This is a genomic window from Ruegeria sp. C8 (assembly GCF_056537565.1).
This window is the reverse complement of the sequence record NZ_JBQFRV010000026.1, coordinates 35992-49731: the sequence shown is the minus strand read 5'-3', so window position 1 is coordinate 49731 and position 13740 is coordinate 35992. Positions and strand designations below refer to the sequence as shown.

Sequence of the window (13740 nt, the reverse complement as noted above, 5' to 3'; positions counted from 1 at the left end):
GCCAGCCTCGCAGGAAAGCGAGACGCAGGACTGGGACTTGTCCACGCTTAAATCCAGCGACGGTCCTGCACCATGGAGGGTTCCCGCAGACCCGACCGTCGGGAAACCCGCCGGGGACACGGGGTATTTTGGCCGCCCCGGCGGGCTGCCACTTGATCAAACCGCAGACGATGCCCGTTCATTGGTGTTCGAAACGGCTCCTTTGGCCCAAGACCTCATTATCTATGGTTCGGTTACACTGACTGTGCGCGGCAAGTCCGGAGGCAAACCGGGGCAGATCATCGCAAGACTTAGCGATGTGGCCCCGGATGGGGTCGCTGCGCGTGTAAGCTATGGTGTTCGAAACCTTTCGCTTGACGAAAATTTGGATCGTACCCCGTCAGCGGCGAAAACAGGCGAATTCTATGGGAAGATCCTACTTCATTCGACTGCCTATCGCGTGCGCAAGGGACACACCCTACGACTGGCTTTGTCCTCATCTTTCTGGCCTCTCTTTCACGCGAAATCACCGGTCTTGGATATGCAAATAAACCACGCAACGCTGCGTTTGCCTGTTTTACTCCATGAGCTCGAAGACTTGTCTAAACCACTGCCCCCCGCACAAGACATGCCCGTGCAGAAGCGGCATTCCACCTATGCGCCTGACCCTTTGTCTCGCTGGACACAGACCACCGGAGACAGGATTGAGATGGGATGGCATCAGCCGCTTTTGAAAACAACCTTCGCCCAAACAGAAACCGCTTTCAGCTATGAAACAAGCATGACGCACAGTCTGGATGCTTCAGATGGCGTTGAGAAACAGACAAACGTACTTCACAGGATGGTTTTCGAACGGCCTGACGGAACTGCCGAGGTTTCGGTCGCATTGACTGCCAGAACCACAGGCGACCGCACCACGGCGGATGCTGAGTTGAATGCGACATGGAACAATCAGCCCTTCGCAACGCGGCAATGGCGTATTTAGTTACAATTCTCTGTTCAATTCATTCTCGGGTTGAGCACTTTCGTTTTGTTGGATCTGAATGCACGTGGGTCCAGTCGAACTCTTATGGTATCGGTTGCCACTAGCACTGTGACTTCGACTTACTAGGAATTGCTGGGCTCACAAACGCCGCCTCGGCCGAGATGGAAGCAGCTATCGAGAGGATTAAACCGTTCGGTTTTGCTAATTTGTCTATAGTCCAGCCTTTGCCAGACAAAGAACGGTTGTTCGAACTCAGAGCGAGTGCGAAAAGCAGATATTGGTCAATTGGCAGGTTTGTCAGCAAATCTGAAACAGCAAAGTCCGGCTTTGAAAGTCTGCTCAGGGGCTGCGCCCTGCCTAATGCATGTCCAGTATGCCTTTAACTTAACGTGGTAGATCTGGGCCCACTACCGACGTTTAACAAGACTTATCTCGATTGGTCGAACGAACCGCCACCGGTTTTCCTGATCCATAAGGTCGCTGCATTTGCATTCGTCAGGTTTGGGTTGCATTGCTGACTTTCACGGCTGCTTGCTTAACTCGAAGGATGGGACCGGCAGCCGCTGCGGTTCAACCAGTGGATCACGAACGCGTGATCACTGTTGCGATAGCGATATTGAGAAACAACCTACCTATCAGTAGGTAAGTATAGCCAATTTGCACAAGTACAGTGACGATAGAAGGAGACCAAACCATGCGCGTGAATGCCGACTTTAATGAACGTGTTCTTGTACGTTTTAGTGAGAACGATTGGGTCGCATCCCCGATGCCTGGAGTTGAGCGGAAGATGCTTGACCGAATTGGAGAGGAAGTAGCTCGTGCCACCACCATCGTACGTTTCGCGCCTGGCAGCGCCTTCTCTGCCCACACGCATGACGGTGGCGAAGAATACCTGGTACTCGACGGTACATTTCAGGACGAGGACGGTGATTTTCCAACTGGTTCCTACGTGCGGAACCCACCGACCTCGTCTCATACACCTGCCGCACAGGACGGCGCGACAATTCTGGTAAAGCTCCACCAATTCGACGCTAGCGACCGCAATCAGGTCCAGATCGACAGCGGTAAGGCAAGCTGGATTGAAGCAGCAGATGGTGTGTCCAGGTTGCCCCTTCACACAGATATACATGAAACTGTAGCGATGGAACACTGGGATGCAGGTACAGTGCGCTCTCTACATGCCTCAGGCGGGCTTGAGGTCTTTGTGATTGATGGGAGCCTGAACGAGGACGGCGATACCCTGTCCCGCTGGGATTGGTTACGCCTACCCGTCGGGGCGAGTTTCGAGGCGACCGCTGGCGCTAACGGGGCGCGAGTCTGGATCAAGACCGGCCACCTTAGTCACGTCGCAGAGAGCGCGACATGAAGCCGAACGCTGAGATTGTCATCGTCGGCGCAGGGTTGTCCGGCCTCGCTTTGGCGCATGCGCTGAAGCTTGAAGGACGCGACGCGCTTTTGCTGGAGGCGCGCGACCGCGTAGGCGGTCGCATTCTCTCACAGAGCGGCTATGATCTCGGCCCTGCTTGGATTTGGCCGCACAACCACCGCATGCTGGCCCTCGTAGACAAGCTTGGGCTGCGAACATTTCCACAATACAGCGATGGACGATTGGCGTTCGAGGATGCTCAGGGCAATGTGCGTCGTGACTTCGATTTCGCCCCCATGGGTGACGCGCTTCGCGTTTCGGGCGGACTCGCTCAGATAACCGACGCCCTCGCCCAAAAGCTTGATGATACGCTGTGTCTTGGCCACTCAGTTCGGCATGTGATCGAAGAAGACGAATTCGTGACATTGAGTGGAAACGGGTTTTCATTGCGCGCCGACTTCGTTGTTTTGGCGTTGCCCCCGCGCCTCGCTGCACAGATGGGTGTGGTCGTTCCGGATGTTCCAACATGGATGGCCGGGCACGCCAAACTCGTTGCTCTTTACGACACCCCATTCTGGCGCGACGCGGGCCTGAATGGTGACGCAATCTCTCATCAAGGTCCCCTGGCTGAAATCCATGACGCGTCACCCATGGACGGCACCGAGGGTGCTCTGTTCGGCTTTGCAATGCCCGGCACGGCCCGACAATCCGGGTTCGAAGCGCAAGCGGTGGCGCAACTGGTTCGCCTGTTTGGCCCCAAAGCAGCCGAGCCGCGCGGTGTAGTCGTCAAAGATTGGAGCGCCGACATGGCTACCGCCACCTCGGCCGACCTAAAGCCGCTTAACGCCCATCCTATGTATAGTACACTCACTCCTACTCAGAGGGTGATTTTTGCAGGAACTGAAACCGCACCGTCGCACGGGGGTTTCCTCGAAGGCGCTCTTGAAGCCATGGATGCAGCGCGGCATGAATTGTCGAGGGTGATGGTATGACATCAGAAGAGAAAATCCTTGCCGCCGCCGAGGCGCGGGTCCGCACTGGCGGCTACAACGGCTTTTCGTTCCGAGACATTGCGCGCGACGCAGGGCTGACTAGCGCAGGCGTACATCATTACTTCCCGACCAAGACCGATCTGGTCGCTCGACTGGCCAGAAATTACACGTCCCGTTTCCTAGACGCTTTGGATGAATGCCCGTCTCATACGCGTGTCGCGCGCCTACGCGAGCTTTTCGCGGAAAGCTTGCGCCAGGACGGAAAGATGTGCCTTTGTGGACTGCTCGCAGCTGAAAGCGGAGGCCTGCCTGAACCGGTCGTGGAGGCGGCAAAAATGTTCTTTGCAGCATTGGTCGATCGGCTTGTCAGCGTATTTCCGGACAGCGCCGATCCGCTTTCTGACGCACTAACTATGCTCGCAACGCTGGAAGGTGCAGCGCTACTTGCGACTGTGCAGGGTGACCCTGACATCTTCGAGAAAGCAACGTCCGCTTCGGGCTCAATGCAGTCGTTCACTGCGTGTTAAATGAATGACTGCTTATTATTTGTTTGGATATCAATCTCGGATTCTGGAGTCTCAAAAATTCAATGTTCTAAATAGTTGATTTTGTTGGAGCCGTAGTCTCACCAAGAATGCGATTCGACTGCGCGCTGCCCTGAATAGCAAACTGCACTAAACGCCCATTGGCAGTTCAACAAAGAAAACCTAGTGTTCAGAGTAGTTAGCGGACTCTGAGACTAAGAGAATGCCACGGAAGTCAAAGCTTGCGCTACGCTAAGGCCCGTGCGCAAGCAAATGTGCTCAACAAAGCGGTCTAAATTGTTCCCTTACCTCAGTAGTGAGGTAAGTTTTTGGTCGATAATGCGCTCTTTAGTCGGAAAGCTAGAGTCCTCTGGTTAGAATGCAAAACACTGATCGTGCGAATTTGCTTTAATTCAGATAAGTTCCCTGCATATCCAATGGTGTGCATTGACCGCTGGTGAGGAGCTCTTGTGAATCTTGAAACATACTTTCCTTATCAGCTTGCATCGACCGCCGAGGCGTTTTCTCGCCAGCTTGTTCAGGTCTATGGTCGAACCTACGGCCTCTCGCGAGAGGAATGGCGTCTGTTGTTTCTATTGGCCAGCGCGGGTCAGTCGAACTCGCTCCAACTGGCGCAGCGCACCACGTTGGACAAAGTTCAGGTAAGCCGTGCTGCGACCAGTTTAGAGAAAAAGGGCCTAATTGGCCGCGCCGTCGCGGACAGTGACCGGAGGCTGCGCCAATACTCCTGTACCGAGGCTGGAAAGTCCCTATTCAACGAAGTTTTTCCAGCCGTGCAGAACTGTGCTGACTCGATTTTGGAACGCATGAGCGATGAGGACATAGACAAGCTTAAGGATGGACTTCGCGCCCTTGAAAAGGCTGTGGCTGACTATGGGCAGAGTCGCGAGAACGAAAACAGTTAATGAGGGCTGTTGTCCGGATGGGCGTTCTGAAAGGCCGGGATCTGATCCAAGCTGTCCTTGATCCGAGAAATCTTGGGCAGGTCAGCCAATTCAACACCCCATCTTTGCGCGTTGTAAAGCTGAGGCATCAGGCAAACGTCGGCAAGCGTTACACGGTCACCGTAGGAAAACGGACCGCCCTGCGCCATCTCCTCGTAAGCCGCCAGACCTTCGCCGATAAAATGCTGCATCCAGCCTTCGTTCGAAATCTGGTTCCCTGAGTGTTCTACAGCCCATTTCACCACTCGAAGGTTGCAAACCGGATGGATATCCATTGCCACAGCATAAGACAACGCACGCACTTCGGCGCGGCCCACGGGGTCCGAGGGCAAAAGGCCAAGACCTCTTGTTTCGTCAATATACTCGATCTGCGCTAGCGACTGGGTGAACCTATTCCCGTCTATCTCCAACACCGGCACCAGACCCTGAGGGTTTCTCATCAGATGCGCGTCGGACTGCTGCTCAGCTTCCAGCAGGTTCACGATGACGGTTTCCCAGCTTTCCCCGGCAAGGCCCAACGCGATCCGCACGCGGTAGCTGGCTGAAGAGCGCCAATAGTCATAAAGTTTAATCATTTATTCTTCCGAAAGCAGATCGAGGGCGGCATTCAGCGCTTCCTCAGACTCACCAAGTTTGGTTTCCAGGCTGGATTGAAACGACAGTGCAATAGGAACCAATTGGCTGAGAAGATCCGCGCCTTTTTCCGTAAGGTCGAGTTTGACAAGTCGTCTGTCGGCAGGATCCTCAACCTTAGTGATCAGTCCGCGGGATTCGAGCCGTGCGGCCGCCCGGCTGACCTTTGACTTCTCTAGACTGACCCGCTTTTCGATGTCCCGAACCGACGGGTTTTCGGCATATCCGACATTCACAAGAACGCGCCATTCCGGGTTCGAAACGCCAAACTCATGTTTGTACTGCTGCGCCATTTCTGCGCTCAGTCGCGCGGCCAGCACCGTAAGCCGGTATGGCAAGAACCCTTCCAAATCGAACTCAGGCAAGTTTTTGGTGCTCATGCAGGGATTTCCTTTCGGCGTTCTTGAATTCAGATTTTCATTGCATCTGCAACAAAAATATTGACAACGTTGCAAATGCAACAAATATTTACTGTGAACCCAAAATCTTCTCGAATCGAGTGATAAGAAGATCCAGATGAATGCACTCGTTAAACATAGCGGATTGACCGTTGCAGAAGATGGGAACGCCATTTCAAAGGGTTACATGCCCGGTTGGGCCAATGATTTTGAGACCGAGGCTTTGCATGGCGCGCTACCTCAGGGCATGAACAGCCCGCAGCGCTGCAACTATGGCCTCTATGGCGAACAGCTCAGCGGCACGGCCTTCACCGCCAACCCGCCCGAGCGGACGTGGTGCTACCGCATTCGCCCTTCGGTCAAGCATTCCCATCGTTATGAGAAAATCGACCTGCCCTATTGGAAGTCCGCGCCCTGTATCGACCCGGATGTGATCAGCCTTGGCCAGTATCGCTGGGACCCGGTTCCGCATTCTGACGCCTCTTTGACCTGGCTGACCGGTATGCGCACCATGACGACGGCGGGGGATGTGAACACGCAGGTCGGCATGGCCAGCCATGTCTATCTGGTCACCGACTCGATGGTGGATGACTATTTCTTCTCGGCCGATTCCGAGCTGCTGGTGGTTCCGCAAGACGGTCGTCTGCGTTTTGTGACCGAGCTGGGGATCATTGATCTGGAGCCGCAGGAAATCGCGATCCTGCCGCGCGGGTTGCTCTACCGTGTTGAAGTGCTGGAAGGTCCGGCACGCGGATTTGTCTGTGAGAATTACGGGCAGAAATTCGAGCTGCCGGGTCGCGGACCGATCGGTGCCAATTGCATGGCCAATCCGCGCGACTTCAAAGCACCTGTCGCGGCATTCGAGGACCGAGAGGTGCCTTCGACCGTGACGATCAAATGGTGCGGGCAGTTCCACGTCACTCAGATCGGTCATAGCCCGCTGGACGTAGTGGCCTGGCACGGCAACTATGCGCCCTACAAATACGACCTACGCACCTATTGCCCGGTCGGCGCAATCTTGTTCGACCACCCGGATCCGTCGATTTTCACCGTCCTGACAGCCCCATCGGGCCAGCCCGGCACGGCCAATATCGATTTCGTCCTGTTCCGCGAACGTTGGATGGTGGCCGAGGACACGTTCCGCCCGCCGTGGTACCACAAGAACATCATGTCCGAGCTGATGGGCAATATCTACGGCCAGTATGACGCCAAACCGCAGGGCTTTGTGCCTGGCGGCATGAGCCTGCATAACATGATGATCCCGCATGGTCCGGATCGCGAAGCGTTCGAAAAAGCCTCAAACGCCAATCTGGGGCCGGACAAGCTGGACCACACCATGTCCTTCATGTTCGAAACCCGCTTCCCGCAGCACCTCACGGCGTTTGCCGCGACCGAGGCCCCCTTGCAGGACGACTATATCGACTGCTGGGCAGACATCGAAAAGAAATTCGACGGCACGCCCGGCAAAAAGTGAAGCAACAAATCCACTCGTGACAAAGTCTGGATACAAAATGCCTTTGATGAACTCCTGGGTGATATCGGCCAATGATGAAGCCCATCCCTTTCCCTTGAACAACCTGCCCTATGGAGTTTTTTCGACCGAAGGCGGCGAACCCCGTTGTGGCGTGGCCATCGGCGATATGATCCTGGACGTCTCCGCCGCCGAGGCCGAAGGCCTGATTTCGCTGAGCGACGAACCCCTGTTCGATCTGCCTTTCTGGAATCCATTGATGGAAGAGGGCCCGGCTGTGTGGGCGGCATTGCGGGACCGGCTGACAAGCCTGTTGGCCGAAGGCGCCGAAGAACGAGATAAAATCGAACCGCTGCTCGTCGCGCAAGACGATGCCGAGATGCATATGCCTTTGGCCGTAAGCGAATACACCGATTTCTACGCGGGTCGGCACCATGCTTTTAATGTTGGCACCATGTTCCGCGGGCCGGAGAAAGCGCTGCCCCCGAACTGGCTGCACATCCCAATCGGTTACAACGGTCGTGCCTCATCAGTGGTCGTTTCGGGCACGGACATTCGACGCCCCTGGGGGCAACTGAAAGGTCCAAACGACACCCTGCCCCGGTTTGCCCCGTCTCAACGGTTCGACGTCGAGCTTGAGATGGGCGCCGTCGTTGGAACCCCTTCGGATGGTCCGATCTCCGTGCAAGAGGCGGATAACCACATTTTTGGCTACGTATTGCTGAACGACTGGTCTGCGCGCGACATTCAGGCTTGGGAATACCAGCCGCTGGGGCCATTTCAGGCCAAGGCCACGGCAACCTCGATCAGTCCCTGGATCGTAACAAAAGCTGCGCTTGAGCCATTCCGCTGCAACACCCCAGCGCGAGAGTTCGAATTGCTGGACCACCTGAAGGATTGTGGCCCGATGCTGTACGACATCGACCTGTCGGTCACGTTGGCTCCCAAGGGCAAAGCGGCTACAACTATTGCCCGCACCAATTACAACGAAATGTATTATTCGGCGGCTCAGCAACTGGCCCATCACACCACGTCCGGGTGCCCGATGAATACCGGCGATCTTCTGGGCTCGGGCACAATTTCCGGCCCCGAAAAACACAATCGCGGGTCCCTTTTGGAACTCAGCTGGGGTGCCAAGGAGCCATTTACGCTCGACACCGGTGAGACCCGCAGCTTTGTTGAAGACGGAGACACTTTAACCCTGACGGGCGCGGCTATAGGCGACGGCTATCAGATCGGATTCGGAGATTGCGCGGGGCAAGTCCTTGCGGCGCTCGACGATCCTTACAAACGCAACTGACACGTAACATCGCCCGCTCGGGCACCGGAGGACTCACATGGCTAAAGCATTCGCATCGCAAGGCGATATGACAGAAAAGAAAATCACCTTCGATGAGATCGGCGAGGGCCTGTGGGCCTTTACTGCCGAAGGTGACCCGAATTCGGGCGTCATCATCGGTGACGACAGCGTCATGATTGTCGAGGCACAGGCCACCCCGCGTCTTGCGAACAAAGTGATCGAGAAGGTGCGTGAAGTCACCGAAAAGCCGATCAGCCATGTTGTGCTCACGCACTATCACGCGGTACGCGTTCTGGGCGCCTCGGCCTTCAACGCGCCGCAGGTGATCATGTCGGATGTGGCACGCTCGATGGTCGTGGAACGCGGGCAAGAGGACTGGGACAGCGAGTTCCAGCGTTTCCCGCGCCTGTTCGAAGGTCATGAAAGCATCCCTGGCCTGACCTGGCCCACCACCACATTCAGCGACAGCATGACGGTCTATCTGGGCAACCGTCGCGTAGATATCAAACAGATCGGCCGCGCCCATACGGCAGGCGATGCTGTGATCCATGTAGCTGATCAGAACGTCATGTTCACCGGCGACATCGTCGAGGACCACTCGGCCTGCTATTGCGGAGATGGTCACTTTGCCGATTGGGGCCGGACGCTGGATAATATCAAAGCTTATGACGTCGACGCCATTGCTCCGGGGCGCGGCGGCGCGCTGATCGGCAAAGAAGCGGTCGAACGGGCCATCGAAAGCACTCGCGACTTCGTTAACTCAACCTACGAACCCGCCAAGAAAGTGGCGATGAAAGGCGGCAGTTTGAAAGACGCCTGGGATGCCGTTCGCGACGCCTGCGATCCTAAGTTCAAGGACTACGCGATCTACGAGCACTGCCTGCCATTCAACGTCAGCCGTGCCTATGACGAAGCTCGGGGGATCGCCCACCCTCGCATCTGGACTGACAAACGTGATCTGGAAATGTGGGAACAGCTGCAAGGCTGAACCCACTCATCTCCTCCGAACTCAACAAGCTAGGTATTTCGATGCTTCAGGACCGATATTCCCTCGCCTTCAAGCTTTACCCTTATGAGAAATCAAAAGATCAAGACGCGCCCGTTGCGGTGCGCCACCCGGTTGTCATCGTCGGAGGCGGTCCTATCGGAATGGCCGCCGCGCTGGACCTTGGTCGACAGGGCATTCCGGCGTTGGTTCTGGACGATCACGAAGGGATCGGCATGGGCAGCCGTGCCATCTGCTTTGCCAAGCGAACACTGGAAATCGCCGACCGTTATGGCTGTGGCGCGCCAATGCTCGACAAAGGGGTCGTCTGGAATGTTGGGAAGGTGTTTCAGGACGACCGAAAGGTCTTTGAGTTCAACCTTCTGCCTGAATCCGGCCATCGCAACCCGGCCTTCATCAACTTGCAGCAGCCTTATTTCGAAAAGTTCATTTTCGAAGCGATTTGCGCGGAACAGGAACGCGGCGCGCCTATTGAAATCCGAGGCAAGAACCGGGTCGAAGCTGTAGACGTCAAGGACGACCATGTTGTTCTGTCCGTCACAACTCCGGACGGGCCTTACCAGCTTGAGGCGGATTGGATGATCGCCTGCGATGGCGCAAGTTCGCCAACACGCGACATGTTGGATCTGGGATTTGAAGGCCGGGTTTTTCAGGACAGCTTTCTGATCGCTGATATCCGGATGAAGAACAACACATTCCCGACAGAACGCTGGTTCTGGTTCGAGCCCTACTTCAAGTCCGGCGCCTCGACTTTGCTGCACAAACAGCCTGATGACGTGTGGCGCGTGGACTTCCAGATCGGCTGGGATGTCGATCGCAAGGAAGAGTTGAAAGAGGAAAACATCCGCAAGCGGCTGGATGCTATGTTGGGCGATGACGTCGAATATGAAATGGTCTGGTCATCCATCTACACCTTCCAGTGCCGGCGTATGAACAAATTCCGCCACGGGCGCGTTGTTTTTGCTGGCGACGCGGCGCATCAAGTGTCGCCCTTCGGGGCACGTGGCGCGAATTCCGGCTTTCAGGACGTCGACAACCTTGGCTGGAAACTTGGCCTAGTGATGTCGGGCAAGGCACCGGAAAGCCTTCTGGACACCTATGATGACGAACGGATTTTCGGAGCGGACGAAAACATACTGAATTCGACCCGCTCAACTGATTTCATCACGCCAAAATCGAAGGTAAGCAAGAATTTCCGGGACGCTGTGCTTAGCCTGGCGGAACGCCATACATTTGCGCGGCTTCTGGTGAACTCGGGGCGTCTGTCAGTGCCCTGTACCTATGATCACTCGTCCCTGAACGGAGCAGATGACCTCGCAGGAGGTCCTGACACGTCCAGAGTAGGATCTCCATGCAAGGATGCCCCGGTTGGCGACGGCTTCCTTCTCGATCAGCTTGGAAACGACTTCGTGATTTTGGCACTCAACACCGAAGTTCCGAACAGCCTCGATATCGACGGTATCACGGTCAGAAGCGTGTCCCTTACGGCTTCGGACACACTAGCGGAACGTTACCTTGGGTCTGAAAACCAGGCGGTCTACCTCGTCCGCCCCGATCAGCATGTCGCGGCGCGCTGGCGGAACTACGACGAGGCCGCACTGCGTTCAGCAGTCCTTAAAGCCTGCGGAAAGGAATAAGCTGATGCCCCTGACTACCGAACCAAACCTGTATTCACCGGATGATTTTTATGCAGACCTCATCGCAGTGCATGAAGGGCTGTCGGATGAGGAAAGCGAAGCCCTGAACGCGCGCCTCATTCTCATCCTCTCCAATCACATCGGAGATCGAGAAACACTTAACCAGGCACTGAAGGCCGCGAAGGAAAACTGACCTCTTGGTTGCCGGCCCGTCGACTTTTCGGCTGTACTGGGACCAGCGAAACCATTTCGCCCCGAAAGACCCGGAACTCGCGCCCGAAATGCGCCGCATCTATCAATAGCTATAGGATGATGGCGTTGGGTACGGATCGACGCCAACGACATCATCCTTCCCCCGCCCCTAAACGTACATCGATCGAGCAGGCTGATCAGATCCTGGATGGTCTGCATTCGATGCAGCAAAACTAATGGAAAACAAGAAAACAAGAAATAAATGGGCGGCCTATTGCAGGCCGCCCTTTAAAATTTCATTTGCCATCAATCACTCGCGGATCGTCAACGCCGGGTTATGCGCGAAGAAATTGAACGGCATGATGTGAACCGTCTTCCACTCGGTCGACATCACAGGCCAGTCTTCCATCCGCGGGATGTGGTGGAACCCTGCGGTGAACCAGGACACAATATCCTGACCCATCAGCGGCTTGTCTTCTTTGACCCATTCCGCCAGCGTGTCCGAACCGTCGCTTTGCATCGCGTATTTACCACCCGCATAGCGCTGCTCTTGGTCATAGACAGTTGTCCAAGAGGAATACTCGATATAGGCGTTGCGCTTGAACGGCGGGTCGCTTTCAAAGTCGAACGGACCGTATGCGATCGAGCCGTGGTGGATCATCCAACCCGGAGTGTGGCCCAGATACCCTTCCGATTGCGGGTTCGAGATATGGACGTGACGCGGTTTGGAGGCGCTGAAGCGATAGCGTGCGTCCAACTCACTGTCCGGCATCACATGCTGCCAGGTCCACATCGATTTGCGCGGGCTGTCCGCAGGCACTTCGGTCGGAACGATTTCCATCAGACCCATGTGGTTGACCGGCTGGTCGATGTCAAAGTCGATCCGGAAGTTGAAGTAGTGGTCGTGGTTGGCCGCAACCAGATGCGGTGCAATCAGCGTGCCATACTTGGTGTCTTCCGCAGCGGTCGCATCATTCATCGAGGTGGAAACCACGCCTTTGACCGCGTCCAGACCGGTTGCGCCGATCTTGATGAACATCTGACCGTCCTGCTTGAAGCGGTAGTCGATCAGATAGTCATAGTTACCGACCTCTGACGCAGTACGCACAACCAATTCGGTTTCCGAACGGCCTTCCGCAGGTACAAAGTTGTCGGGCGTCTGTGCAAAGATCTCAAAGTGGCGCCAAGCAGGGTCACCAATGTTGCGCTCGAAGATGCAGATCGCATCCGGAATTTCCAGCGGCATACCTGCGTCATCCGCGATTACGGCAGGCAGGAAGGTTGCATATTCAGGGCAATCCACACCCGCACGCAACGGCGTCAGGAACAGACCGAACCCGTATTCGCCACTGTCCATATAGGTCCGCCAGTACCACCCCTCGGTCGGGTCCATATAGGGGACAAACACTTCGGACAGATGCGTCTGATAGATGACCGAACGCCAATTGCCCTGATCGTTGACATCAATGTTCGAGACAACGAGGCCAGCACGCTTTTCCGCGCGCAGATTCATTCGCCAGATGTCCCATTCCAGATGGTTGCCATCCAGAGTGTAATTCGGACCGCCTTCCTGCGTCAGCAGAACCTTGTTGGTTTCCGGTCGCAGCTCGACCCGTTCGGCAACCTCTTCGGCCGTGTAACCCCAGGCGTCTTGCGGCAAGGGGATCGCACCGGTGTCGATGACCTCAACAACCTCTTGCTTGCCGATGTCGTAGATTGCGAACAACCCTTCGATCGGCTTTGCGTAGAAGTTTGAGCCTGTCGGGTTCTGATAACAGGGCACCTTCATCAGGCGGGTGCCATTAAATTCGGGGGTAAAGAAGTTACCCGCTGTCAGCGGCAGGCAGAACGCGTCTTCATTTGTCAGCCCACGCGCTTCGAGCCCCGCGATCATATCCGGGTGACCCAGCGCGCCTTCCAATGCGCCGATGAACTCCGTAAACAATACCATCGGCTGACCCGAGCCTTCGATGGCAAAGTTTTCTTCAACGGTGCCTTGCGTGATGTTCACGATTGCTTCGCTGAATCCTTCGTCGGTGGTGTATTGCACCATCGCCTTGCGATCCAGTGCATCGCCTTCTTTCCAAGTCTGAACTTCGGCTTTCGACGGCTCGCGCAGATCAATCAAAGGGTACAGCGTCTCGTCGGTGACGGTGCCGCTGTCTTTCAGGATCGTGTTGATTTGCTGGAGTTCATCTGGCGTTAACCCGTCCAGGGGATGTCCCAAAGCGCTGCCGGCGAAAACGGCGCCCAGTGCAGTTGTGGCAAGGATATTTCTGATCTTCATCTTTT

General features: G+C 55.7%; 13 protein-coding genes. 10 read left to right on the top strand and 3 right to left on the bottom strand.

The genetic code is table 11. From position 1 onward, the window contains the following. The 5 genes from ACR0KL_RS21925 to ACR0KL_RS21905 all read left to right on the top strand — a co-directional run. The coding region (locus ACR0KL_RS21925) for a CocE/NonD family hydrolase C-terminal non-catalytic domain-containing protein (RefSeq protein ID WP_480777508.1) at positions 1–964 on the top strand (964 nt) is incomplete at its 5' end. 694 nt (positions 965–1658) lie between these two features. Further along, positions 1659–2330, top strand: a complete 672-nt coding sequence (locus tag ACR0KL_RS21920; protein WP_170681145.1) for a cupin domain-containing protein — start codon at positions 1659–1661, stop codon at positions 2328–2330. Further along, positions 2327–3322 (top strand): flavin monoamine oxidase family protein, encoded by a 996-nt coding sequence (locus ACR0KL_RS21915; RefSeq protein WP_480777507.1) that lies wholly within the window; start codon positions 2327–2329, stop codon positions 3320–3322. Before ACR0KL_RS21920 ends, ACR0KL_RS21915 begins: the two co-directional genes overlap by 4 nt. After that, positions 3319–3849: a TetR/AcrR family transcriptional regulator gene (locus tag ACR0KL_RS21910; protein WP_480777506.1), complete on the top strand. Its 531-nt coding sequence runs from the start codon at positions 3319–3321 to the stop codon at positions 3847–3849. Before ACR0KL_RS21915 ends, ACR0KL_RS21910 begins: the two co-directional genes overlap by 4 nt. 467 nt (positions 3850–4316) lie before the next feature. Then, positions 4317–4772, top strand: coding sequence for a MarR family transcriptional regulator (locus ACR0KL_RS21905; RefSeq protein WP_170681149.1), 456 nt, complete (start codon positions 4317–4319; stop codon positions 4770–4772). On the opposite strand, the gene maiA is transcribed toward ACR0KL_RS21905, so the two are convergent. Next, the gene (gene maiA / locus ACR0KL_RS21900) at positions 4769–5386 is read right to left on the bottom strand and encodes a maleylacetoacetate isomerase (protein ID WP_170549712.1); all 618 of its coding nucleotides are present in this window, start codon (positions 5384–5386) and stop codon (positions 4769–4771) included. The two genes, ACR0KL_RS21905 and maiA, sit on opposite strands and share 4 nt — an antisense overlap. Next, on the bottom strand, positions 5387–5824 hold the full coding sequence (locus ACR0KL_RS21895; RefSeq protein ID WP_170380928.1) for a MarR family winged helix-turn-helix transcriptional regulator: 438 nt from the start codon (positions 5822–5824) through the stop codon (positions 5387–5389). A gap of 136 nt (positions 5825–5960) precedes the next feature. On the opposite strand from ACR0KL_RS21895, the gene hmgA reads away from it, so the two are divergent. Genes hmgA through ACR0KL_RS21870 form a run of 5 tightly spaced genes read left to right on the top strand, consistent with a single transcriptional unit; the run spans position 5961 to position 11449 of the window. Beyond that, positions 5961–7316, top strand: coding sequence for a homogentisate 1,2-dioxygenase (hmgA, locus tag ACR0KL_RS21890; RefSeq protein WP_480777505.1), 1356 nt, complete (start codon positions 5961–5963; stop codon positions 7314–7316). 37 nt (positions 7317–7353) lie between these two features. After that, positions 7354–8613: a fumarylacetoacetase gene (fahA, locus tag ACR0KL_RS21885; RefSeq protein ID WP_480777504.1), complete on the top strand. Its 1260-nt coding sequence runs from the start codon at positions 7354–7356 to the stop codon at positions 8611–8613. Between the two features lie 37 nt (positions 8614–8650). Next, on the top strand, positions 8651–9601 hold the full coding sequence (locus tag ACR0KL_RS21880) for an MBL fold metallo-hydrolase (RefSeq protein ID WP_170681154.1): 951 nt from the start codon (positions 8651–8653) through the stop codon (positions 9599–9601). 41 nt (positions 9602–9642) lie between these two features. After that, the gene (locus ACR0KL_RS21875; RefSeq protein ID WP_480777503.1) at positions 9643–11256 is read left to right on the top strand and encodes an FAD-dependent oxidoreductase; all 1614 of its coding nucleotides are present in this window, start codon (positions 9643–9645) and stop codon (positions 11254–11256) included. Positions 11257–11260: 4 nt separating this feature from the next. Further along, complete coding sequence (locus ACR0KL_RS21870; RefSeq protein ID WP_170681158.1) at positions 11261–11449, top strand: DUF2783 domain-containing protein; 189 nt, start codon at positions 11261–11263, stop codon at positions 11447–11449. 309 nt (positions 11450–11758) lie between these two features. On the opposite strand, the gene ACR0KL_RS21865 is transcribed toward ACR0KL_RS21870, so the two are convergent. Continuing rightward, entirely contained in the window at positions 11759–13735 is a 1977-nt protein-coding gene (locus tag ACR0KL_RS21865; RefSeq protein WP_480777502.1) for a copper amine oxidase, read from the bottom strand. Between the last annotated feature and the right edge of the window lie 5 nt (positions 13736–13740).

Coding starts and splice junctions, on each gene's coding strand:
- ACR0KL_RS21920 (WP_170681145.1), top strand. CDS start 1,659: ATGCGCGTGAATGCCGACTTTAATGAACGTGTTCTTGTACGTTTTAGT.
- ACR0KL_RS21915 (WP_480777507.1), top strand. CDS start 2,327: ATGAAGCCGAACGCTGAGATTGTCATCGTCGGCGCAGGGTTGTCCGGC.
- ACR0KL_RS21910 (WP_480777506.1), top strand. CDS start 3,319: ATGACATCAGAAGAGAAAATCCTTGCCGCCGCCGAGGCGCGGGTCCGC.
- maiA (WP_170549712.1), bottom strand. CDS start 5,386: ATGATTAAACTTTATGACTATTGGCGCTCTTCAGCCAGCTACCGCGTG.
- ACR0KL_RS21895 (WP_170380928.1), bottom strand. CDS start 5,824: ATGAGCACCAAAAACTTGCCTGAGTTCGATTTGGAAGGGTTCTTGCCA.
- hmgA (WP_480777505.1), top strand. CDS start 5,961: ATGAATGCACTCGTTAAACATAGCGGATTGACCGTTGCAGAAGATGGG.
- fahA (WP_480777504.1), top strand. CDS start 7,354: ATGCCTTTGATGAACTCCTGGGTGATATCGGCCAATGATGAAGCCCAT.
- ACR0KL_RS21880 (WP_170681154.1), top strand. CDS start 8,651: ATGGCTAAAGCATTCGCATCGCAAGGCGATATGACAGAAAAGAAAATC.
- ACR0KL_RS21875 (WP_480777503.1), top strand. CDS start 9,643: ATGCTTCAGGACCGATATTCCCTCGCCTTCAAGCTTTACCCTTATGAG.
- ACR0KL_RS21870 (WP_170681158.1), top strand. CDS start 11,261: ATGCCCCTGACTACCGAACCAAACCTGTATTCACCGGATGATTTTTAT.
- ACR0KL_RS21865 (WP_480777502.1), bottom strand. CDS start 13,735: ATGAAGATCAGAAATATCCTTGCCACAACTGCACTGGGCGCCGTTTTC.